Origin of the sequence: Flavobacterium cupriresistens (assembly GCF_020911925.1) — a bacterium.
In the GTDB taxonomy this organism is placed as follows: domain Bacteria; phylum Bacteroidota; class Bacteroidia; order Flavobacteriales; family Flavobacteriaceae; genus Flavobacterium; species Flavobacterium cupriresistens.
In genome coordinates, this window is sequence record NZ_CP087134.1 from 2,395,240 (window position 1) to 2,421,376 (window position 26,137).

The following is a 26,137-nucleotide window of genomic DNA, read 5'->3' on the forward strand; positions in this document are numbered from 1 at the left end:
GACAAAGTAATGAGTTGTGTGTCGCTGATAGAGCAAATAATTTATTGATTATATTTGAAAACACTTATAAATATTAAAAAAATGGACAGAAGGAAGTTTTTTAAGAATGGCTCTTTATTTACAATTGGAGCAGTGATGATGAATCCTCTGGAGGGCTCTGCCAATGTTTTAGATTTAGAGGAAGTTAATAAAAACAAAAAAGCCAAAAATATTATACTGTTAGTCAGTGACGGAATGAGTACCGGAACATTGAATATGGCTGATTTGTTTTTGAGCAGAAAAAATGGCATTGGTTCCAATTGGTTACAGTTGTATAAAGACAACAAAGTTTCAAGAGCTTTAATGGATACGGCATCTGCGAGTTCCATAGTCACAGATTCATCTGCAGCCAGTTCATCCTGGGGAGGTGGTTTTAGGGTCAATAATGGTGTGCTGAATGTAAGTCCGACAGGAGAGCCTCATTTACCTATTTGGCAAAAATTTAAAAAAGGCGGAAAAATGGCGGGCTGTGTCACGACCGTTCCCATTACTCATGCCACTCCAGCCGGATTCTGCGTGAACAGCAAAAGTAGAAATGCTCAGGAAGATATAGCCCAGCAATATCTGGATCTTGGTTTTGATATTATGATGGGCGGAGGAGCAAATTATTTCAGTCCGGAACTGCGAAAAGATAAAAAAGACATGTATGCCGCTTTTAAAGCTAAAGGTTATCAGGTTGTAAAAACGAAATCTGAAATGGAAAGTGCATCCAATTCGGAGTCCGTTTTAGGTGTTTTTTCAGATGATGGCCTTCCATATTATGTAGATAGAAATAGTGATGAAAATTTAAAAAAGACTATTCCCAGTCTTGCTCAAATGACCCAAAAGGCAATCGACAGAATGAAGAATCATAAAAATGGTTTCGTTTTGCAGGTTGAAAGCGGAAAAGTGGACTGGGCAGCACACGCCAATGATATTGCAGGCTTGATTCACGATCAGATTGAATTTGATGAGGCTGTAAAAGCGGCTATAGATTTTGCTGAGAAAGACAAAGAAACTTTAGTTATTATCACAACAGATCATGGAAATGCAAATCCGGGAATTATTTATGGGAAATACGCCAACGATAACTTTGACAGTATTCAAAAATATACCCAGACCAATGAGTGGATATTGAACCAGATTAAGCATGATTCGACAGTTTCACAAGTAAAAGAAATTATCGAAAAAGCGAATGGACATTCGGTTGCTGACCAAGAGGCTAAAACCGTGTTAGGTTATTACGATGGATTACATAAAGAGGACGGCTTGTATAATTACAAAAAGCTGCCTTATAGAGCTTTTGCAGAAATGCAGGGAAAAATAAATTCTGTCGGATGGATCAGCATGGATCATTCCGCAGACTATGTTGAATTGGCCATGTTTGGACCTGGGAGCGAGCTTTTAAAGCCTTTTGTTAAAAATACCGATCTGCATTATTTAATGCTCCAAGCCGCCGAAGTTGAAAATAAATTTTAAGAGGATAAAATTAATCTGCGAGTGCTGAATTCTAGTCTTTATTTAGATTTTTTTTGTGTTATAAAGTATTATAAATAGATTTCTTTATAGAGTATTAATTTGAATATTGCATAAAAAATGGGGGATTCTAATTCCGGCTCTGTCGCATCTGCCATGTGAATCCGAAATAAATCAGGAATCCCAAAATTATGCAGCTAATTTACAGAATGATTTGAAGATACTTGTTCCTGGGTTAAGCATCTGATTTTTTCTCAACATGTGTACAACTTCAATTCCTGCCAGGGTTCTTTTGGCAGAAGCAAAACTTTTAAAACCCAAGCCGTTTTGTATCCGCCACTTGATGAAATGATGGTCTTGTTCAATAATATTGTTGAGATATTTACATTTACGAATCTTTATATTCGAAAATGATCGTTTGTTATAAACCCTTATTGCGCTGGTGTTAGAGCCACTTTTGTTATATTTATTACCGTTGGCCTGCAGTTATTTTTTATCGCTTTTATTAAAAATGACTGCGCACTCATTCTCTGTCTCCTTCTGGTCAATAGAAAATCAACGGTATTACCCCATTTATCAACAGCTCGATATAAGTAACACTAGACACCTTTTATTTTTATATACGTTTCATCCATTCGCCAGCTGGCTCCTACACTCTTCTTTCTCTTCTTGAGTTCCGAGTCAATCAGAGGTGAAAATTTAAATACCCAACGCTGAATTGTAGCGTGATCAACTGCTACTCCTCGCATTTTCATTATTTCCTCAACATCTCGGTAACTCAATGTAAATCGTAATTTGAAATAAACAGCCTGCAAAATAATAGCTTTGGGATAACAATGACCTTTGGTATTCATTTAATGTATTTTTAAGATCTAAATATAATAGTTATCTAAGAGATGCGACAGAACCACTTTTAGGCGCATTCCAGAATTTCAACTTCAAAACATCTGAAAATTAATCTTTAAAATTGAATTCTAAAAGGAGAAGCAGGGAGTCCCGATGAATTTATCAAATTAACATCCGGCACATTTTTCCAGCCATATTGTATTTCAAGCAATTCACTTTTTTTATTCAAAACAATTACAAGTTTATTATCTTTCAATTGTTTGAATAAAATCGAAACCGGTAAAATCAGGCATATGGATATCCAGAAAAATCAAATCGACCTCATTCTGATTAAGATATTTTATGGCATTTATAGCATTTGAGAACTCTTGTAATAAGTTTAACTGGGAGAGACTCTTAATCATTTTTCCCATGATGGCTCTTGCCATTTCTTCGTCATCAATAATAATGCAGTTCATAGTTTAAGACGATATTATAATAAACGCCCTTCGGAGGATTAAAAGTAACCACAAACCCAAATTGCAGCGTAGAACTATTTTTTTTTTTAATTTTCTTATGCATTAGAAAGATAATAACTTTTTTTAAGACCTAATATGGAAATTTTATATTTTAATTTTTTTATTATTCCAAAAGGATTTGTTAATAAAATATTTTTTTTAGAAAGTTTCCCTAACAACGACAATTAAATGCTCTATTTGATTATAGTTACAGGAAGCTGTACTTTTTTAAATCGAGTAAAATTATTTTTATATTACATCAATATGCAAATTCTGACCGAGGAATCCAATATGCAAATAAAAAAATGCTGATGTATTTGACTCCTATAAAAATAGCACAAGAAGTATGGGCCGTAAAAGAGAAGGCTGGGATAATGCGGTTGCTGAAAGTTTTTTCAAATCTTTAAAAACGAATTGTTTTACGGCAGTAAATTAATTTCTAGAGAACAGATGGGACTTGAAATTTTTGAGTACATCGAAATTTGGTGCAATAAAAAAAGAAGGCATTTGGCTTTGAACTTTAAAACAATTGAAGAATTTAATAAACTAACTGATTGTAAAAATGTAGTTTAATTTTTTCTCCGGTTTTTGTTTGTATATTCAGTTTTGGTTTACAAATTATTTTAATAGTTATATTTTATTTTGATAATGATATATCCAGTATACCATCTTTAAAAAGAAATTAAGTAGTTACAATTTTAGGAAGGATTCTAGTTTTAGGTTTCATTCCTTTGGCATTTATTTCAAATCTTGTCTGCTCAGATTTTTCAAATGTCGGTGAAATTGGAACCTTTAATAATCCTTCATCTTGAAAATTTCTAGCAAATAATTCCCATTTTATTACTACGTATTTAGTTTTATAATCGGTCCTAAAACAAATTGAATCAATAATTACAGAATCGTTTTGTACTAAAACATTTTGCTCCGGAACGAATTCAGCTTTATTACTCTCTATAAATCTAACATTGTATTTATATTTATAAATATCATCCCATGAATTTCTTTTATTAACAGAATCAATTTCTACCACCTCGTCAAAAATAATATACAATTTGTAGTCTTCTAAGACTTCAGGTCCATAATTTGTGAATTTTAAATCTAAAATACAGTTACTTAAATTTTTCTCTTTGGTATAATTATAACCTAGCATGCTTGGCATAAGATAATTCAATGGTTGGCAATTAGTGACTTCTTTAATATCAGGCATTTTTGAAAAATCTTTCTCTGGAAAATCACCATTCATAAAATCTATATACTGATCATATGTCTCGATTTTGTTTACAATATTTCTGTAATAGAAGTCTCCAGTACTATTTGACTTGATTTCATCTATAAGTTCCATAGGATTTTTTCCAAGAATCTCATAAACTCTTTTCCAAGAATCTCTATCAATATAAGTTGTTATTTCCTTTATAAAAATTGGTTTTAATGAACCTTTATTAGTAATTGATAATTCTACTAATGTATCTTTTGAAGATATTTTATTCTCTTCAACCATTTTTATCCATTTTGCTTTATGTAAGAAAAGTTCTTCACGGGAGTATTTTATGCCTTTTGGATGTAAATTATTATAATTATGACCTGCAAAAGAATGGCAATTAAAACATAAAGCAATTGCGTTTTCTAATGTGTTTTCTCCACCTTCAGCTTCTGGTTTGATATGATGTATTTCCATATTCAAACCCACATTCTTATGACAAACACAACAATGGCGAGCACATAAAACTAAAATCTGATTTTTAACTTTTTTAGGAAACCCCATTTCTATCGTATTATTAAAACTTAAACATTGTAAAAATAAAACTATAAAATCATAATAACAAGTCGTCAAAATTTCCGTTTTCCAAACTTTTTCAATTCAAATTCATTTAATTTTCAAATGTTGTTGAATTCGTCATAATACTAACTCAAAAATTATGACTTTTATTAAATACGACTTCAATTCTTGCTATGATACCTATGATTTCTCACAGTTTGGTGAGAACGAACTTGACGAAGAATTATCGGAAGAACTTGACGAATATTTTGAACCTTTTGATGTTAATGAAACAGGAGAAGATATTCTATATGTATTACTTTCTCAATGGGAAATAGAAGCTCCAAAACCAGTATCTGTAAGGTTTCCCGACCCTATAAAACTGTTAACAACTTGTCGAAATAAAGTAAGAAAAACATTACCTGTAACGCCAAAAAGTATTATTTTTAATAAAACAAATATGGCTAAGCATCCTGATATTGAACTTAATACATCACAGATTTTTAAATCTATGTATGATATGTCAAAGGCTCTAAACACAGAAAAAGCATGTCGTGAACACCTTGAGAAATTACGTTGGAATGGAGAACCAATTTGTCCGCATTGTGGAAGTCAACGAGAAAATCACTACCGAATTTTAACAAGAGGCGAAGAGAAAGGAAGATATAAATGCAAAGATTGTAGATTGCCTTTCAGCGTAACTGTTGGTACAATATTTGAAAAATCTACAATCCCGTTACAAAAATGGTTTATGGCAGTTTCTTTTTTTACAACTAATAAGAAAGGGATAAGCAGTCATCAATTAATGAGAGAAATAGGAGTAACTCAAAAAACAGCTTGGTTCATGCTAAGTAGACTTCGAAATTCAATAAAAATGAGAGTAGATTTTGAATTTGATGGTATTACGCAAGTCGACGAAACTTACGTTGGTGGTAAAAATAAGAATCGTAAGAAAAATAAAAAAGTAGAAAACACTCAAGGAAGAAGTCTTAAAACAAAAACACCTGTATTTGGAATGTTGAATAATGGACTTGTCTATACTCAAGTAGTAAAAAACACAAAGGGTAAAACTTTAAAAACAATAATTAATTCAAAAGTTAAACAAGGTTCAACTATAGTAAGTGACGGTTGGATGGGATATCGAGGTCTAGATCAACATTATAGTCATGAAATTATTAAACATAACTTAGGAATCTTCAAAAAAGGAGCATACCACACAAATGGAATTGAAGGTTTTTGGGGACTCTTAAAACGAGGTATCATTGGAATGTATCACTACACAAGTGATAAACACCTACATCTCTATTGTGATGAGTTTGCATACCGTTACAATATCAGTAAATTAGGTATAGGTGAACAATTTAATCTTACGTTGATTAATTGTGATGAGAGATTGAGTTATAAAGAGTTGATTGCATAGTTATACATAATCTAAAAGTAAAACTATGAAAACATTAACTCAACATATTAAAGAGTCATTAAACAATAAAGACATAAAAGATGTTCCCAAAGAAAAACCTCTTGACGAAGATTTATCTGATTTAATGAAACTAACATCATCTAAAGATAGTGGAATAATGCGAATGACTTTTAGGGATGAAGAAGAGGATGAAAAATAATTACCACAATTTTGCTTAATTACTAATCGGCAACAAAACAACTCTCCAACGTATTTACTATCTTTAAATTATTGCTTTTTAACCTTGTAATTGTGTTCTGTCGAATTACAATGTCATATTTATTTTTGAAATTAAAAGAATTCATATTCTCTTTAATTAACTCTGATACATACCCCGAAATTTGCATTTTTTCATTAGATTTAAAAACAAAATAGCCAGTTTTCGTATTTAACATAGTAAAACGACCCCTCAATTTGATGCTGTCATTTCTTTCAATTGTTGAACTTACAATATTGTTATGAATTATGTGAGCAGTAGATGGCTTTATTGATTGAGTAAGTTTTTTATGAGACTTTGAATTAAAATAATCTAAATCTAACGTTACTTTGTTTTCTAAAATTATCTCTGAAAAATTTAAAAGACTATCAAATACTTTTGAGTTAAATGATGATTTAATAGATTCTAACTTCTTTTTATTTGATGCTAGACAAATTAATTCATTAATATTACTGAATATTTCATCACTTACATACTCATATTCTTTTGACTCAGATTGCGCATCAGTTTTTGACTTTAAATAGATTGAAAAAGATGCTGCTTCTTGTATGTATACTTCTGTAGAAGACATTTCTATTATAGAAATATCTTCTGGTAATCTTTTTGTTAAAGGTTTTCTGTCATTGCCTCTTATAACATCAATTGCTGTTTCGTGGTATAAGTCTTCAAATCCAATCAATAGCCGTCCTAGCACGTTTGTATCAACTGTACCATACGCAACATTTTCTCCTTCATTTAAATGAAGGCGTAACAGACCAGTATTTGATTTTTCACTAAAAGCTTCTAATACTTTAAAATATTCATTCTTTGTAGCATCACTCTGAAATTCAATATTGAAAAAATCAGCTATTAAAAGATAATCTGAAGAAAGTTTTTCATTAAAATATACTGTTTCTTTAGGAAGTGAAGTTTTATCTATTTTATTGAATTTTATCTTTTGAAAATCGCCATTAAAAATGGAATCATAAAATTGAAAATACTGCGATTTATCAGCCACTTTTATTAATTCCAAATGAGATATTATACCTTTTATGAATTGTTCAAGAGCTTCAACTGTTGATTTATACATAACATATAAATCAAGTTCAAGAACTTCATCAAGCCATTCAACAATAATAGGCTCGTTCTTATCATTGTGATATAGAACTGTTGTCGGATAAGCTGTTGATAATAAGTCACCTAAATATGTTAACTCCCCAAGGGGTGTTTTAATATTGTTTTCCATTTTTGTGAGAAATTTATAAAGAAGCCATTATTTCATCAGAAACAATTTGCTTAACTATCTTAAATTTAGTTTGTAGATCTACATTTTCATATTCAATTAAATTGAAATGAGACTCTTCATCAGTCTCGCTACATTTGCCATCTGATTTTGAAACTTGACCTTTAGCTATGTGAGTACCAATTTTTTTATACTGATTAGGCTTAATATCATTAAGTTTCTGCCACATTTCTATTGAAGCATCTTCAGTAAGGTGGAAAGATAAAGCCCAACCTCCACACTTTCTTCGCGCAGAACTACACTGAGGATCTTTTGCTAATGGGATAAAATTTTTAGGATCATTAATATCATTAAAAACCCATCTATATGCTTCTATTTCCTTTTCAATATAATCAATAAAACAACTATTTCCATTATTTTCTTGGATGTTCACAGTCTCGTTACCATACTTATATGACATATTCCCCATAGTTTTACTTTTACTAATTGATTGACAGTTAAATATGAGACGAATTTAAACTTTTTTTTAAACTATACATTACGGAAATCCATAATTCCAAAAAATAATTTTATTTATTTTGAATATGTATATAACATTCATTGTTCCACGTCATCCTTTTTATTTATTTTTGTAATGTAAAAATATTCGTGCTTAATTACGTTATTGCTAAATCCGAATTACCACTCTGAAGCTCAACGGCTTCTCGATTTAACAAGCAAATAATGTATATGAGGTACGCCGTCATGGCGTGGCTTGTATCATTGCTTGTTTAAGGGTGTGGTAATCCTGGATTTAGTGTGGTACAATGTCCACGCCTATTTTTTACATTAAACATTTATAAATCCTAATTACCACACAATGAAAAAGCACTATCGAAAGTACTGCATGCATTTGGCCTACGCCATTATTTCTACTTCTTGTTTTGTTCTGACTTCTTCAAAAGCATTAGCACAAGAAAAACTTAGTATTACTCCTGAATTATCCAAGCAAGTTATTGAAAAGTACAATTTGGAAAACTTCAAAATTTATCCAGTAATCAGTAAAGAGGTTAATTACTATCCTTATATTGAAGGTCAAGTCTTAACTGATGATTATAAACGAGAATTAAAACGACTTGAACAATACAAGCCAGCATTTGATTTATATAATACTGCTTTAAAGACCAATGAAGAAAAGAAAGAAGCCATAATAGCAATAATAAACAACATCAATGTTTTCTTAGATTCTAATGAAAAGTATGATGTGAAAGAAAAGCTGTTAATTGAATCCCAGTCATTAGCTGATAAATTCGACATTAAGGTATCAGTTACTGATGATAGAATTAAACTTGGAGATTTCGTCAAAACTTCAAACTCCAACCAACCAACATCTACAAGAAAAATTCTGATTTACGAAAAAGACAAACGGTCTAGTAAAAATGACCTAAAAACTTTTCAATCTGAGATTCAAAAAATCAAAATAAAAGAACCTGAGAAGACCAACGATTATAGATCGTATTTAGAGTCGCAAAAAGAATTAACTACAATTCAAAAAACTGAAACAGGAAGAGTCTTATCAGATAGACTTTCTAAAAAATCAGTTTATGTGATAGCAGAAAACTCTGTTGATCTAACTGCTTTATCAGGAGGTTTCACAGAATTACCAGAGTCATATTCCTTAATCAATGAAGATATAGCTTACAAATTTGTAAAAAACGAATTAATCTCACGATCAAATGAATATCGCAATCAACGTGATGAATTTAATGGTTTCTCAATAATTGAAAAGTCCAGTACAAATGAAATGTATTATGTTATGTCTAATAAATTTATAGGACAATTAAAAATTGAACTTGACGACATTAAATACAAGAATCTTGGAAATACAGAAGAGTACAAAGTATGGAAAACTAAATATTTAGCATTACTACAATCGGCACAGACAAATGTAAATACTTGCAATGCTATAATTAAGAAACACACATATTTGAATCGGTTAGGTCAAAAAAGATATGACTCAGAAACATTCACTAAACAAGAGAAAATAAGCTTCAATCAAAATCTTGATTCACTAAAAGAAAAATTGAATAAGATTGAGGATTTAGAAAAGGAACGTGATTTTTTACAATATTATAATAACAAGGCTTCTACGAAAGATGCGGTCGAATCTTATAGTTTATCTTCTTATTACAATAGCACGAGTAGATGTTATTAAAAGTTTTAATAGCCATATGTGCTATTCATGTAAAAACCGTCCTACTCAGACGGTTTTTCTTTTTCTACAGATTTATCTTCATTAACAACTTCTTCTTGGTTGTCAGTTTGATTCTCTATAACTGTTTGTTGTTCTTCTTTTACAGGTGTGAAACTTTCTTGAATGTGTTCTGAAAGGGTTCTCATGATATGATTGTTTAATATTTATAGTTTATATATAATTAAAACCCGTTGGGTGTAATTAAATTATTTGATTTTTAATATTATTAATTGGTCTATCAAAAATGAATTTATTGATATATTGAACCAATGTTAATGCTGTTATTTTTGCTAAAATTCTTGTTTTAAAACCTTCAAAAGTTTTAGCATAATTGTTTCTAATTCGGAACTGGTCGCATAATTGTGAAAATAATGTTTCAATTCTTTTTCTTGATTTTCTAAAGACATAAGGTTGTGGTTTATAATCTTTTTGATTAGCTCTTTTTGGCGTTTCTAATCTAATTTTTACTGTTTGAAATAAATCTAATTGAATGCTTTGAGACAAGTAACCTCTATCGCCAAGAATCACACAATCAGACATTTGATGTTTTATATTTTTCAAAAAATGAACGTCGTGAACTTCTGCTTTAGTAATGTCTAATGAATGAAAAATTCCATTTACAGAACAAATCCCGTGCAATTTATATCCGTAAAACCAGTTGTTTTGAGAAGCACAAAACCCTTTTGAAGGAGCTGTTTCAAACTCATTTTTACAGATTTTAATTCTCCTATGACGGGCAAATTTGCAAATCTCCAAAGGCATACTATCCACGATAAAATAATCTTCAAACTCTAAAAACCGTGAAGCTAATTTTGTTCTTACTTCTTCTAAGAATAAAAACAACTTCCTTCTTCTTTTGTTGAACTGACTTCTCTCAATTAAATTGGAAATCTGTTTACAATTTATCTCTTTAAATAAGGAGTTTTCGCTATCGATAGACATGAATTCAGCCGTTAAACTTAGTGCAACTACCTCTAAATCAGACATTTTTTGTTTTCTGCCAACATCTGATTTATATTCTAATTCACAATTCAAAGAACTTATAACTTCTAAAACTCTAAAATAATTTTTCACTATATTTGACATAGATATTGGCTGTTTTGCAACTTCAAGATACTGAATTTCAGTATCTTGACCAATATCTGATCAATTTATTTTACTTCAAATAATTACACCCAACGGGTTAATTAAACAATAATTCACTACTAAGCCTCTATTTAATTCGTATTCAATCATCAAAGTATTGTTTAATTGTATTAAAATAATACTCCTATGCTAATACTTCAATTCTTTAAATTTTTTGGTACATTTATTCCTTATTTTAAAAGGAAATTCATGAATGAGATACGTAATCATATTAAAAATGCTGTAGATAATCGGATTACAGAATATGTAAACATGAGCGATTTTGCTATAAAATCAATTACAAATTCGAAACAAAAATATAAGATAAAATATGCAATCAAATATCAAGACACGTCTTTTTCGATCGGTATAGAATATATAAATAATGATATAGAGTTAACATTCATTTCAGGTCTAATTCTAAACATTGATACATTATACAAAATAACTGATCTTGTAGAGTTTATTGAGTCAATGCCTAAAGAACATTTAATATCAAATTTTAAGAAGTTCTTAGGTTGATTTTAATGTGGTATACTGGGTATATCATTATCTTTATTTTTATAGATGTGACAAAACCTTTTTTCAGTTTGAGTGATAAAATTTATATTTAAATTAATAGAAATCAGCTTACAATAATGAAATGTAGTTTTAATTTTGTATTTTCGCAACAAAGTTTAAACTAATTTTTATGTGTAAAAAATTACTATCACCCTTTGATGAGATAAGGAGAGCGCTATTTATTTTTTTTCTACTCAATTCTTTCTTTTTGTATTCGCAGGCTACTATAATTACAAATCCAACTAATTCTCAAATTAATTCAGCACTTAATGGTCCAGGAATCGTTATCACTGGGGGGACTTTGAGTGGCGCTGCAGCTATTTCGACTGTAAGGTCTAATCAAGTTGCTACATTTACAAATGGAGTTGCGGGAGCAGGACTGGGGTTAACAAATGGAGCTTATTTTTCTACTGGAAATGCACCATTTGAGTTAACAAATAGAAACACAGCTAATCAAAGTTCTTATAATCCAGCAGGTGCAACTACTCTTTCAGATCCTAATTTATCAACAATAGACGCAACAGCTACGCGAGATTTGATTTCTTACTCGTTTACAATTACATTGGGGCCTACTGTTTCTGGTCTTAAAATTGGATATCAATTTGGTTCTGAGGAATATCCTGATTATGTAGGATCAAGTTTTGACGATGCCTTTGGTTTTTTTATTACTGGTCCTGGCATTGCGGGTACATTAAATATGGCAACATTGCCAAATGGGAATGCAACATCAATTAATAAGGTGAATTCGGGAGTTCCTGGTTTTAGTGGTTTTCCACCTGTCGCGGCTTATGATGGTACGCAATCTGCTTTGTATACTAATAATGGACACATAACTACGATTTCAGGAGGTAGATACATTACAAATCCTCAACCTCAACCAGGTCCTTTTCCAGTTTTTGTAGAACTTAATGGTTTAACAAAATTGATAACTAGGAACGTAACAGGTTTAACTCCTGGAGCAACTTATACTTTTAAAATTGTTATTGCAGATGCTGGTGATTCATCATTAGATTCAGCTGTTTTTGTTGATTTAATTGAAGGTATAACAAATGCAGATTTAGGTGTAACAAAAGCAACAAGCAGCATGTCTCCGCAAGTTGGGTGTGGTGTTACATTTACATTAACAGCTAGTAATGCTGGACCTAGTAACTCAACAAATACAAAAGTTACAGATTTACTACCTTCGGGGTATACATTTGTATCTGCTACGCCGTCTGTTGGAACTTATAATTCAATCAATGGTGTTTGGGATGTTGGGGTGTTAAATATTGGAGCTACACCGACTTTGTCGATAGTTGCTACAGTAAAGCCGTCGGGTGTTTATTTAAACACTGCGAGTATAGCATCGGCAGATATTATTGATATAAATGGAACAAATAATTCTTCTTCTGTAACCCCAGTCCCCACAGCTGCTGTTGTAGCAACTAATACAACAAGCACTACAGCTATTTGTGAGAACATTACCAAATCCTTATCAGCTACACCAGCAGGTGGTACCTGGTCAGTTGTTTCAGGAGGGGGAACGATTTCAGGAACTACTTATACACCGGCAGATGTTTCTTCTGATACTTCGGTAACAGTTCGTTATACTGTTGCAGCCAATGGCTCTTGTGCAGCGACAACATCAGACGCTACATTTACTGTTAATGTGTTTTCAGGACCAGCGACTAATACAACAAGCACTACAGCTATTTGTGAGAACAGTACCAAATCCTTATCAGCTACACCAGTAGGTGGTACCTGGTCAGTTGTTTCAGGAGGGGGAACGATTTCAGGAACTACTTATACACCGGCAGATGTTTCTTCTGATACTTCGGTAACAGTTCGTTATACTGTTGCAGCCAATGGTTCTTGTGCAGCGACAACATCAGACGCTACATTTACTGTTAATGTATTTTCAGGAACAGCAACTAATACAACAAGCACTACAGCTATTTGTGAGAACAGTACCAAATCCTTATCAGCTACACCAGCAGGTGGTACCTGGTCAGTTGTTTCAGGAGGGGGAACGATTTCAGGAACTACTTATACACCGGCAGATGTTTCTTCTGATACTTCGGTAACAGTTCGTTATACTGTTGCAGCCAATGGCTCTTGTGCAGCGACAACATCAGACGCTACATTTACTGTTAATGTGTTTTCAGGACCAGCGACTAATACAACAAGCACTACAGCTATTTGTGAGAACAGTACCAAATCCTTATCAGCTACACCAGTAGGTGGTACCTGGTCAGTTGTTTCAGGAGGGGGAACGATTTCAGGAACTACTTATACACCGGCAGATGTTTCTTCTGATACTTCGGTAACAGTTCGTTATACTGTTGCAGCCAATGGCTCTTGTGCAGCGACAACATCAGACGCTACATTTACTGTTAATGTATTTTCAGGAACAGCAACTAATACAACAAGCACTACAGCTATTTGTGAGAACAGTACCAAATCCTTATCAGCTACACCAGCAGGTGGTACCTGGTCAGTTGTTTCAGGAGGGGGAACGATTTCAGGAACTACTTATACACCGGCAGATGTTTCTTCTGATACTTCGGTAACAGTTCGTTATACTGTTGCAGCCAATGGCTCTTGTGCAGCGACAACATCAGACGCTACATTTACTGTTAATGTATTTTCAGGAACAGCAACTAATACAACAAGCACTACAGCTATTTGTGAGAACAGTACCAAATCCTTATCAGCTACACCAGCAGGTGGTACCTGGTCAGTTGTTTCAGGAGGGGGAACGATTTCAGGAACTACTTATACACCGGCAGATGTTTCTTCTGATACTTCGGTAACAGTTCGTTATACTGTTGCAGCCAATGGTTCTTGTGCAGCGACAACATCAGACGCTACATTTACTGTTAATGTATTTTCAGGAACAGCAACTAATACAACAAGCACTACAGCTATTTGTGAGAACAGTACCAAATCCTTATCAGCTACACCAGCAGGTGGTACCTGGTCAGTTGTTTCAGGAGGGGGAACGATTTCAGGAACTACTTATACACCGGCAGATGTTTCTTCTGATACTTCGGTAACAGTTCGTTATACTGTTGCAGCCAATGGCTCTTGTGCAGCGACAACATCAGACGCTACATTTACTGTTAATGTATTTTCAGGAACAGCAACTAATACAACAAGCACTACAGCTATTTGTGAGAACAGTACCAAATCCTTATCAGCTACACCAGCAGGTGGTACCTGGTCAGTTGTTTCAGGAGGGGGAACGATTTCAGGAACTACTTATACACCGGCAGATGTTTCTTCTGATACTTCGGTAACAGTTCGTTATACTGTTGCAGCCAATGGCTCTTGTGCAGCGACAACATCAGACGCTACATTTACTGTTAATGTATTTTCAGGAACAGCAACTAATACAACAAGCACTACAGCTATTTGTGAGAACAGTACCAAATCCTTATCAGCTACACCAGCAGGTGGTACCTGGTCAGTTGTTTCAGGAGGGGGAACGATTTCAGGAACTACTTATACACCGGCAGATGTTTCTTCTAATACTTCGGTAACAGTTCGTTATACTGTTGCAGCCAATGGCTCTTGTGCAGAGACAACATCAGACACTACATTTACTGTTAATGTCATTCCAACAACACCAACATTAGGTACGATTATGCAACCTACTTGTGTAGTCGTAACAGGTAGTGTAGTTTTGAATGATTTACCTGTAGGAAATTGGACAATAAACCCAGGTAATATTAATGGAAGTACATCTTCTACAACTATTTCAGGATTAATGGCAGGGTCAACTTTTAATTATACAGTAACTGTTAATGGGTGTTCGTCTGGATCAATAGAAGTAATTATTAATAATTATTTATGTGCGTTGACAGAGACTACAGCATCAATTAATGGAAATACGGGAGGTAATAGTACTTCTTTGACATCAAATGATACTTTAAACGGTAGTCCAGTAGTTATAGGTACAAATCCGGGTCAAGTAAGTTTGACGGCAGTAACTGTTCCTGCAGGATTAACTTTGAATGCAGATGGTACTGTAACTGTAGCTCCAAATACTGCTGCAGGAAACTATACAGTGGAATATAAAATATGTGAAATAACGAATCCATCTAACTGTAGTACAGTATCTAGTACTGTTGTGGTAAGTGCAGCAGCAATTGTTGCGTTGACAGAGACTACAGCATCAATTAATGGAAATACGGGAGGTAATAGTACTTCTTTGACATCAAATGATACTTTAAACGGTAGTCCAGTAGTTATAGGTACAAATCCGGGTCAAGTAAGTTTGACGGCAGTAACTGTTCCTGCAGGATTAACTTTGAATGCAGATGGTACTGTAACTGTAGCTCCAAATACTGCTGCAGGAAACTATACAGTGGAATATAAAATATGTGAAATAACGAATCCATCTAACTGTAGTACAGTATCTAGTACTGTTGTGGTAAGTGCAGCAGCAATTGTTGCGTTGACAGAGACTACAGCATCAATTAATGGAAATACGGGAGGTAATAGTACTTCTTTGACATCAAATGATACTTTAAACGGTAGTCCAGTAGTTATAGGTACAAATCCGGGTCAAGTAAGTTTGACGGCAGTAACTGTTCCTGCAGGATTAACTTTGAATGCAGATGGTACTGTAACTGTAGCTCCAAATACTGCTGCAGGAAACTATACAGTGGAATATAAAATATGTGAAATAACGAATCCATCTAACTGTAGTACAGTATCTAGTACTGTTGTGGTAAGTGCAGCAGCAATTGTTGCATTGACAGAGACTACAGCATCAATTAATGGAAATACGGGAGGTAATAGTACTTCTTTGACATCAAATGATACTTTAAACGGTAGTCCAGTAGTTATAGGTACAAATCCGGGTCAAGTAAGTTTGACGGCAGTAACTGTTCCTGCAGGATTAACTTTGAATGCAGATGGTACTGTAACTGTAGCTCCAAATACTGCTGCAGGAAACTATACAGTGGAATATAAAATATGTGAAATAACGAATCCATCTAACTGTAGTACAGTATCTAGTACTGTTGTGGTAAGTGCAGCAGCAATTGTTGCATTGACAGAGACTACAGCATCAATTAATGGAAATACGGGAGGTAATAGTACTTCTTTGACATCAAATGATACTTTAAACGGTAGTCCAGTAGTTATAGGTACAAATCCGGGTCAAGTAAGTTTGACGGCAGTAACTGTTCCTGCAGGATTAACTTTGAATGCAGATGGTACTGTAACTGTAGCTCCAAATACTGCTGCAGGAAACTATACAGTGGAATATAAAATATGTGAAATAACGAATCCATCTAACTGTAGTACAGTATCTAGTACTGTTGTGGTAAGTGCAGCAGCAATTGTTGCGTTGACAGAGACTACAGCATCAATTAATGGAAATACGGGAGGTAATAGTACTTCTTTGACATCAAATGATACTTTAAACGGTAGTCCAGTAGTTATAGGTACAAATCCGGGTCAAGTAAGTTTGACGGCAGTAACTGTTCCTGCAGGATTAACTTTGAATGCAGATGGTACTGTAACTGTAGCTCCAAATACTGCTGCAGGAAACTATACAGTGGAATATAAAATATGTGAAATAACGAATCCATCTAACTGTAGTACAGTATCTAGTACTGTTGTGGTAAGTGCAGCAGCAATTGTTGCGTTGACAGAGACTACAGCATCAATTAATGGAAATACGGGAGGTAATAGTACTTCTTTGACATCAAATGATACTTTAAACGGTAGTCCAGTAGTTATAGGTACAAATCCGGGTCAAGTAAGTTTGACGGCAGTAACTGTTCCTGCAGGATTAACTTTGAATGCAGATGGTACTGTAACTGTAGCTCCAAATACTGCTGCAGGAAACTATACAGTGGAATATAAAATATGTGAAATAACGAATCCATCTAACTGTAGTACAGTATCTAGTACTGTTGTGGTAAGTGCAGCAGCAATTGTTGCGTTGACAGAGACTACAGCATCAATTAATGGAAATACGGGAGGTAATAGTACTTCTTTGACATCAAATGATACTTTAAACGGTAGTCCAGTAGTTATAGGTACAAATCCGGGTCAAGTAAGTTTGACGGCAGTAACTGTTCCTGCAGGATTAACTTTGAATGCAGATGGTACTGTAACTGTAGCTCCAAATACTGCTGCAGGAAACTATACAGTGGAATATAAAATATGTGAAATAACGAATCCATCTAACTGTAGTACAGTATCTAGTACTGTTGTGGTAAGTGCAGCAGCAATTGTTGCGTTGACAGAGACTACAGCATCAATTAATGGAAATACGGGAGGTAATAGTACTTCTTTGACATCAAATGATACTTTAAACGGTAGTCCAGTAGTTATAGGTACAAATCCGGGTCAAGTAAGTTTGACGGCAGTAACTGTTCCTGCAGGATTAACTTTGAATGCAGATGGTACTGTAACTGTAGCTCCAAATACTGCTGCAGGAAACTATACAGTGGAATATAAAATATGTGAAATAACGAATCCATCTAACTGTAGTACAGTATCTAGTACTGTTGTGGTAAGTGCAGCAGCAATTGTTACATTGACAGAGACTACAGCATCAATTAATGGAAATACGGGAGGTAATAGTACTTCTTTGACATCAAATGATACTTTAAACGGTAGTCCAGTAGTTATAGGTACAAATCCGGGTCAAGTAAGTTTGACGGCAGTAACTGTTCCTGCAGGATTAACTTTGAATGCAGATGGTACTGTAACTGTAGCTCCAAATACTGCTGCAGGAAACTATACAGTGGAATATAAAATATGTGAAATAACGAATCCATCTAACTGTAGTACAGTATCTAGTACTGTTGTGGTAAGTGCAGCAGCAATTGTTGCATTGACAGAGACTACAGCATCAATTAATGGAAATACGGGAGGTAATAGTACTTCTTTGACATCAAATGATACTTTAAACGGTAGTCCAGTAGTTATAGGTACAAATCCGGGTCAAGTAAGTTTGACGGCAGTAACTGTTCCTGCAGGATTAACTTTGAATGCAGATGGTACTGTAACTGTAGCTCCAAATACTGCTGCAGGAAACTATACAGTGGAATATAAAATATGTGAAATAACGAATCCATCTAACTGTAGTACAGTATCTAGTACTGTTGTGGTAAGTGCAGCAGCAATTGTTGCATTGACAGAGACTACAGCATCAATTAATGGAAATACGGGAGGTAATAGTACTTCTTTGACATCAAATGATACTTTAAACGGTAGTCCAGTAGTTATAGGTACAAATCCGGGTCAAGTAAGTTTGACGGCAGTAACTGTTCCTGCAGGATTAACTTTGAATGCAGATGGTACTGTAACTGTAGCTCCAAATACTGCTGCAGGAAACTATACAGTGGAATATAAAATATGTGAAATAACGAATCCATCTAACTGTAGTACAGTATCTAGTACTGTTGTGGTAAGTGCAGCAGCAATTGTTGCATTGACAGAGACTACAGCATCAATTAATGGAAATACGGGAGGTAATAGTACTTCTTTGACATCAAATGATACTTTAAACGGTAGTCCAGTAGTTATAGGTACAAATCCGGGTCAAGTAAGTTTGACGGCAGTAACTGTTCCTGCAGGATTAACTTTGAATGCAGATGGTACTGTAACTGTAGCTCCAAATACTGCTGCAGGAAACTATACAGTGGAATATAAAATATGTGAAATAACGAATCCATCTAACTGTAGTACAGTATCTAGTACTGTTGTGGTAAGTGCAGCAGCAATTGTTGCGTTGACAGAGACTACAGCATCAATTAATGGAAATACGGGAGGTAATAGTACTTCTTTGACATCAAATGATACTTTAAACGGTAGTCCAGTAGTTATAGGTACAAATCCGGGTCAAGTAAGTTTGACGGCAGTAACTGTTCCTGCAGGATTAACTTTGAATGCAGATGGTACTGTAACTGTAGCTCCAAATACTGCTGCAGGAAACTATACAGTGGAATATAAAATATGTGAAATAACGAATCCATCTAACTGTAGTACAGTATCTAGTACTGTTGTGGTAAGTGCAGCAGCAATTGTTGCGTTGACAGAGACTACAGCATCAATTAATGGAAATACGGGAGGTAATAGTACTTCTTTGACATCAAATGATACTTTAAACGGTAGTCCAGTAGTTATAGGTACAAATCCGGGTCAAGTAAGTTTGACGGCAGTAACTGTTCCTGCAGGATTAACTTTGAATGCAGATGGTACTGTAACTGTAGCTCCAAATACTGCTGCAGGAAACTATACAGTGGAATATAAAATATGTGAAATAACGAATCCATCTAACTGTAGTACAGTATCTAGTACTGTTGTGGTAAGTGCAGCAGCAATTGTTGCGTTGACAGAGACTACAGCATCAATTAATGGAAATACGGGAGGTAATAGTACTTCTTTGACATCAAATGATACTTTAAACGGTAGTCCAGTAGTTATAGGTACAAATCCGGGTCAAGTAAGTTTGACGGCAGTAACTGTTCCTGCAGGATTAACTTTGAATGCAGATGGTACTGTAACTGTAGCTCCAAATACTGCTGCAGGAAACTATACAGTGGAATATAAAATATGTGAAATAACGAATCCATCTAACTGTAGTACAGTATCTAGTACTGTTGTGGTAAGTGCAGCAGCAATTGTTGCGTTGACAGAGACTACAGCATCAATTAATGGAAATACGGGAGGTAATAGTACTTCTTTGACATCAAATGATACTTTAAACGGTAGTCCAGTAGTTATAGGTACAAATCCGGGTCAAGTAAGTTTGACGGCAGTAACTGTTCCTGCAGGATTAACTTTGAATGCAGATGGTACTGTAACTGTAGCTCCAAATACTGCTGCAGGAAACTATACAGTGGAATATAAAATATGTGAAATAACGAATCCATCTAACTGTAGTACAGTATCTAGTACTGTTGTGGTAAGTGCAGCAGCAATTGTTTCATTGACAGAGACTACAGCATCAATTAATGGAAATACGGGAGGTAATAGTACTTCTTTGACATCAAATGATACTTTAAACGGTAGTCCAGTAGTTATAGGTACAAATCCGGGTCAAGTAAGTTTGACGGCAGTAACTGTTCCTGCAGGATTAACTTTGAATGCAGATGGTACTGTAACTGTAGCTCCAAATACTGCTGCAGGAAACTATACAGTGGAATATAAAATATGTGAAATAACGAATCCATCTAACTGTAGTACAGTATCTAGTACTGTTGTGGTAAGTGCAGCAGCAATTGTTGCATTGACAGAGACTACAGCATCAATTAATGGAAATACGGGAGGTAATAGTACTTCTTTGACATCAAATGATACTTTAAACGGTAGTCCAGTAGTTATAGGTACAAATCCGGGTCAAGTAAGTTTGACGGCAGTAACTGTTCCTGCAGGATTAACTTTGAATGCAGATGGTACTGTAACTGTAGCTCCAAATACTGCTGCAGGAAACTATACAGTGGAATATAAAATATGTGAAATAACGAATCCATCTAACTGTAGTACAGTATCTAGTACTGTTGTGGTAAGTGCAGCAGCAATTGTTGCGTTGACAGAGACTACAGCATCAATTAATGGAAATACGGGAGGTAATAGTACTTCTTTGACATCAAATGATACTTTAAACGGTAGTCCAGTAGTTATAGGTACAAATCCGGGTCAAGTAAGTTTGACGGCAGTAACTGTTCCTGCAGGATTAACTTTGAATGCAGATGGTACTGTAACTGTAGCTCCAAATACTGCTGCAGGAAACTATACAGTGGAATATAAAATATGTGAAATAACGAATCCATCTAACTGTAGTACAGTATCTAGTACTGTTGTGGTAAGTGCAGCAGCAATTGTTGCGTTGACAGAGACTACAGCATCAATTAATGGAAATACGGGAGGTAATAGTACTTCTTTGACATCAAATGATACTTTAAACGGTAGTCCAGTAGTTATAGGTACAAATCCGGGTCAAGTAAGTTTGACGGCAGTAACTGTTCCTGCAGGATTAACTTTGAATGCAGATGGTACTGTAACTGTAGCTCCAAATACTGCTGCAGGAAACTATACAGTGGAATATAAAATATGTGAAATAACGAATCCATCTAACTGTAGTACAGTATCTAGTACTGTTGTGGTAAGTGCAGCAGCAATTGTTGCGTTGACAGAGACTACAGCATCAATTAATGGAAATACGGGAGGTAATAGTACTTCTTTGACATCAAATGATACTTTAAACGGTAGTCCAGTAGTTATAGGTACAAATCCGGGTCAAGTAAGTTTGACGGCAGTAACTGTTCCTGCAGGATTAACTTTGAATGCAGATGGTACTGTAACTGTAGCTCCAAATACTGCTGCAGGAAACTATACAGTGGAATATAAAATATGTGAAATAACGAATCCATCTAACTGTAGTACAGTATCTAGTACTGTTGTGGTAAGTGCAGCAGCAATTGTTGCGTTGACAGAGACTACAGCATCAATTAATGGAAATACGGGAGGTAATAGTACTTCTTTGACATCAAATGATACTTTAAACGGTAGTCCAGTAGTTATAGGTACAAATCCGGGTCAAGTAAGTTTGACGGCAGTAACTGTTCCTGCAGGATTAACTTTGAATGCAGATGGTACTGTAACTGTAGCTCCAAATACTGCTGCAGGAAACTATACAGTGGAATATAAAATATGTGAAATAACGAATCCATCTAACTGTAGTACAGTATCTAGTACTGTTGTGGTAAGTGCAGCAGCAATTGTTGCGTTGACAGAGACTACAGCATCAATTAATGGAAATACGGGAGGTAATAGTACTTCTTTGACATCAAATGATACTTTAAACGGTAGTCCAGTAGTTATAGGTACAAATCCGGGTCAAGTAAGTTTGACGGCAGTAACTGTTCCTGCAGGATTAACTTTGAATGCAGATGGTACTGTAACTGTAGCTCCAAATACTGCTGCAGGAAACTATACAGTGGAATATAAAATATGTGAAATAACGAATCCATCTAACTGTAGTACAGTATCTAGTACTGTTGTGGTAAGTGCAGCAGCAATTGTTGCGTTGACAGAGACTACAGCATCAATTAATGGAAATACGGGAGGTAATAGTACTTCTTTGACATCAAATGATACTTTAAACGGTAGTCCAGTAGTTATAGGTACAAATCCGGGTCAAGTAAGTTTGACGGCAGTAACTGTTCCTGCAGGATTAACTTTGAATGCAGATGGTACTGTAACTGTAGCTCCAAATACTGCTGCAGGAAACTATACAGTGGAATATAAAATATGTGAAATAACGAATCCATCTAACTGTAGTACAGTATCTAGTACTGTTGTGGTAAGTGCAGCAGCAATTGTTTCATTGACAGAGACTACAGCATCAATTAATGGAAATACGGGAGGTAATAGTACTTCTTTGACATCAAATGATACTTTAAACGGTAGTCCAGTAGTTATAGGTACAAATCCGGGTCAAGTAAGTTTGACGGCAGTAACTGTTCCTGCAGGATTAACTTTGAATGCAGATGGTACTGTAACTGTAGCTCCAAATACTGCTGCAGGAAACTATACAGTGGAATATAAAATATGTGAAATAACGAATCCATCTAACTGTAGTACAGTATCTAGTACTGTTGTGGTAAGTGCAGCAGCAATTGTTGCATTGACAGAGACTACAGCATCAATTAATGGAAATACGGGAGGTAATAGTACTTCTTTGACATCAAATGATACTTTAAACGGTAGTCCAGTAGTTATAGGTACAAATCCGGGTCAAGTAAGTTTGACGGCAGTAACTGTTCCTGCAGGATTAACTTTGAATGCAGATGGTACTGTAACTGTAGCTCCAAATACTGCTGCAGGAAACTATACAGTGGAATATAAAATATGTGAAATAACGAATCCATCTAACTGTAGTACAGTATCTAGTACTGTTGTGGTAAGTGCAGCAGCAATTGTTGCGTTGACAGAGACTACAGCATCAATTAATGGAAATACGGGAGGTAATAGTACTTCTTTGACATCAAATGATACTTTAAACGGTAGTCCAGTAGTTATAGGTACAAATCCGGGTCAAGTAAGTTTGACGGCAGTAACTGTTCCTGCAGGATTAACTTTGAATGCAGATGGTACTGTAACTGTAGCTCCAAATACTGCTGCAGGAAACTATACAGTGGAATATAAAATATGTGAAATAACGAATCCATCTAACTGTAGTACAGTATCTAGTACTGTTGTGGTAAGTGCAGCAGCAATTGTTGCGTTGACAGAGACTACAGCATCAATTAATGGAAATACGGGAGGTAATAGTACTTCTTTGACATCAAATGATACTTTAAACGGTAGTCCAGTAGTTATAGGTACAAATCCGGGTCAAGTAAGTTTGACGGCAGTAACTGTTCCTGCAGGATTAACTTTGAATGCAGATGGTACTGTAACTGTAGCTCCAAATACTGCTGCAGGAAACTATACAGTGGAATATAAAATATGTGAAATAACGAATCCATCTAACTGTAGTACAGTATCTAGTACTGTTGTGGTAAGTGCAGCAGCAATTGTTGCGTTGACAGAGACTACAGCATCAATTAATGGAAATACGGGAGGTAATAGTACTTCTTTGACATCAAATGATACTTTAAACGGTAGTCCAGTAGTTATAGGTACAAATCCGGGTCAAGTAAGTTTGACGGCAGTAACTGTTCCTGCAGGATTAACTTTGAATGCAGATGGTACTGTAACTGTAGCTCCAAATACTGCTGCAGGAAACTATACAGTGGAATATAAAATATGTGAAATAACGAATCCATCTAACTGTAGTACAGTATCTAGTACTGTTGTGGTAAGTGCAGCAGCAATTGTTGCGTTGACAGAGACTACAGCATCAATTAATGGAAATACGGGAGGTAATAGTACTTCTTTGACATCAAATGATACTTTAAACGGTAGTCCAGTAGTTATAGGTACAAATCCGGGTCAAGTAAGTTTGACGGCAGTAACTGTTCCTGCAGGATTAACTTTGAATGCAGATGGTACTGTAACTGTAGCTCCAAATACTGCTGCAGGAAACTATACAGTGGAATATAAAATATGTGAAATAACGAATCCATCTAACTGTAGTACAGTATCTAGTACTGTTGTGGTAAGTGCAGCAGCAATTGTTGCGTTGACAGAGACTACAGCATCAATTAATGGAAATACGGGAGGTAATAGTACTTCTTTGACATCAAATGATACTTTAAACGGTAGTCCAGTAGTTATAGGTACAAATCCGGGTCAAGTAAGTTTGACGGCAGTAACTGTTCCTGCAGGATTAACTTTGAATGCAGATGGTACTGTAACTGTAGCTCCAAATACTGCTGCAGGAAACTATACAGTGGAATATAAAATATGTGAAATAACGAATCCATCTAACTGTAGTACAGTATCTAGTACTGTTGTGGTAAGTGCAGCAGCAATTGTTGCGTTGACAGAGACTACAGCATCAATTAATGGAAATACGGGAGGTAATAGTACTTCTTTGACATCAAATGATACTTTAAACGGTAGTCCAGTAGTTATAGGTACAAATCCGGGTCAAGTAAGTTTGACGGCAGTAACTGTTCCTGCAGGATTAACTTTGAATGCAGATGGTACTGTAACTGTAGCTCCAAATACTGCTGCAGGAAACTATACAGTGGAATATAAAATATGTGAAATAACGAATCCATCTAACTGTAGTACAGTATCTAGTACTGTTGTGGTAAGTGCAGCAGCAATTGTTGCATTGACAGAGACTACAGCATCAATTAATGGAAATACGGGAGGTAATAGTACTTCTTTGACATCAAATGATACTTTAAACGGTAGTCCAGTAGTTATAGGTACAAATCCGGGTCAAGTAAGTTTGACGGCAGTAACTGTTCCTGCAGGATTAACTTTGAATGCAGATGGTACTGTAACTGTAGCTCCAAATACTGCTGCAGGAAACTATACAGTGGAATATAAAATATGTGAAATAACGAATGCATCTAACTGTAGTACAGTATCTAGTACTGTTGTGGTAAGTGTTATGATACCAGTATCTAAACCGAGTATTGCTGTAGTGAAAATGGCACATTTCAATGATGAAGATGGTGACAGTTATGCAAAAGTAGGGGAAACCATTACGTATAATTTTATAGTAACCAATACAGGAAATGTAGCGTTGACTAATGTTTATATAGTAGATCCGTTAACTGGAATTACTATGACTGGAGGCCCAATAAATTTAGCTGTAGGAGAAGAGGATAGTACTTCCTTTGCAGGAACTTATTCGATCGTACAAGCTGATATTAATTCGGGAAGTATATCGAATCAAGCCGAAGTTTTTGGAACAAGTCCTGATCATATTGAGGTAAAAGACAAATCAGATGATAGTAGTGTATTGGGGGATAAACCAACTGTTTTATCGCTACAAGGTTGTGTAATTAAAGTATACAACGCGGTTTCTATAAATGGAGACAGTAAGAACGAGAGATTTTATATCCAGGGATTAGAATGTTATCCTGACAATACGGTTCAGATTTTTAACCGTTGGGGAGTTTTGGTTTTTGATCGTGATCATTACAATAATAATGATATTGTTTTTAGAGGTATTTCTGAAGGACGTGTTACAATTAAAGATTCAGATGGATTACCGGAAGGAACTTATTATTATATCATTAAATACAAAGACAACCAATCCAATCCACATCAGGAGGCGGGGTATTTGTACCTGACCAAATAATATTCTGT

12 protein-coding genes and 2 pseudogenes are annotated in these 26,137 nt (G+C 34.9%); 7 read left to right on the forward strand and 7 right to left on the reverse strand.

What is annotated here, in order from left to right; genetic code table 11:
• Positions 1–81: 81 nt before the first annotated feature.
• Positions 82–1,497, forward strand: a complete 1,416-nt coding sequence (locus LNP23_RS10450; protein WP_230004827.1) for an alkaline phosphatase — start codon at positions 82–84, stop codon at positions 1,495–1,497.
• 186 nt (positions 1,498–1,683) lie between these two features.
• On the opposite strand, the pseudogene LNP23_RS10455 reads toward LNP23_RS10450, so the two are convergent.
• Both LNP23_RS10455 and LNP23_RS10460 read right to left on the reverse strand, forming a co-directional pair.
• Positions 1,684–2,348 (reverse strand): annotated as a pseudogene (locus LNP23_RS10455) (IS6 family transposase).
• A gap of 243 nt (positions 2,349–2,591) precedes the next feature.
• Positions 2,592–2,798, reverse strand: a pseudogene (locus LNP23_RS10460) (LytR/AlgR family response regulator transcription factor); the annotation flags it as partial.
• 453 nt (positions 2,799–3,251) lie between these two features.
• Here LNP23_RS10460 and LNP23_RS22945 point away from each other — a divergent pair.
• The gene (locus LNP23_RS22945; RefSeq protein ID WP_487320892.1) at positions 3,252–3,410 is read left to right on the forward strand and encodes an IS3 family transposase; all 159 of its coding nucleotides are present in this window, start codon (positions 3,252–3,254) and stop codon (positions 3,408–3,410) included.
• A gap of 109 nt (positions 3,411–3,519) precedes the next feature.
• On the opposite strand, the gene LNP23_RS10465 is transcribed toward LNP23_RS22945, so the two are convergent.
• The gene (locus LNP23_RS10465) at positions 3,520–4,599 is read right to left on the reverse strand and encodes an HNH endonuclease (RefSeq protein WP_230004828.1); all 1,080 of its coding nucleotides are present in this window, start codon (positions 4,597–4,599) and stop codon (positions 3,520–3,522) included.
• A gap of 154 nt (positions 4,600–4,753) precedes the next feature.
• Between LNP23_RS10465 and LNP23_RS10470 the strand changes: the two genes are divergently transcribed.
• Together LNP23_RS10470 and LNP23_RS10475 are read left to right on the forward strand one after the other, a co-directional pair.
• The gene (locus tag LNP23_RS10470; RefSeq protein ID WP_230004829.1) at positions 4,754–6,013 is read left to right on the forward strand and encodes an IS1595 family transposase; all 1,260 of its coding nucleotides are present in this window, start codon (positions 4,754–4,756) and stop codon (positions 6,011–6,013) included.
• Between the two features lie 25 nt (positions 6,014–6,038).
• Positions 6,039–6,212, forward strand: a complete 174-nt coding sequence (locus tag LNP23_RS10475) for a hypothetical protein (RefSeq protein ID WP_230004830.1) — start codon at positions 6,039–6,041, stop codon at positions 6,210–6,212.
• Between the two features lie 22 nt (positions 6,213–6,234).
• Here LNP23_RS10475 and LNP23_RS10480 read toward each other — a convergent pair whose 3' ends face one another.
• Together LNP23_RS10480 and LNP23_RS10485 are read right to left on the reverse strand one after the other, a co-directional pair.
• Entirely contained in the window at positions 6,235–7,494 is a 1,260-nt protein-coding gene (locus tag LNP23_RS10480) for a hypothetical protein (RefSeq protein WP_230004831.1), read from the reverse strand.
• Between the two features lie 13 nt (positions 7,495–7,507).
• Positions 7,508–7,951 carry a hypothetical protein gene (locus LNP23_RS10485; RefSeq protein WP_230004832.1) on the reverse strand — a complete coding sequence of 148 codons (444 nt, stop codon included), beginning with the start codon at positions 7,949–7,951 and terminating at the stop codon, positions 7,508–7,510.
• Between the two features lie 399 nt (positions 7,952–8,350).
• Between LNP23_RS10485 and LNP23_RS10490 the strand changes: the two genes are divergently transcribed.
• On the forward strand, positions 8,351–9,685 hold the full coding sequence (locus LNP23_RS10490; protein WP_230004833.1) for a hypothetical protein: 1,335 nt from the start codon (positions 8,351–8,353) through the stop codon (positions 9,683–9,685).
• Positions 9,686–9,726: 41 nt separating this feature from the next.
• On the opposite strand, the gene LNP23_RS10495 is transcribed toward LNP23_RS10490, so the two are convergent.
• Positions 9,727–9,870: a hypothetical protein gene (locus LNP23_RS10495; RefSeq protein ID WP_230004834.1), complete on the reverse strand. Its 144-nt coding sequence runs from the start codon at positions 9,868–9,870 to the stop codon at positions 9,727–9,729.
• Positions 9,871–9,925: 55 nt separating this feature from the next.
• Positions 9,926–10,810, reverse strand: coding sequence for an IS982 family transposase (locus LNP23_RS10500; RefSeq protein ID WP_428979172.1), 885 nt, complete (start codon positions 10,808–10,810; stop codon positions 9,926–9,928).
• A 249-nt stretch (positions 10,811–11,059) separates the two neighbouring features.
• Here LNP23_RS10500 and LNP23_RS10505 point away from each other — a divergent pair, with 249 nt between their 5' ends.
• Both LNP23_RS10505 and LNP23_RS10510 read left to right on the forward strand, forming a co-directional pair.
• Positions 11,060–11,371: a hypothetical protein gene (locus tag LNP23_RS10505; RefSeq protein WP_230004835.1), complete on the forward strand. Its 312-nt coding sequence runs from the start codon at positions 11,060–11,062 to the stop codon at positions 11,369–11,371.
• Between the two features lie 169 nt (positions 11,372–11,540).
• Positions 11,541–26,129 carry a T9SS type B sorting domain-containing protein gene (locus LNP23_RS10510; RefSeq protein WP_230004836.1) on the forward strand — a complete coding sequence of 4,863 codons (14,589 nt, stop codon included), beginning with the start codon at positions 11,541–11,543 and terminating at the stop codon, positions 26,127–26,129.
• Positions 26,130–26,137: the final 8 nt, after the last annotated feature.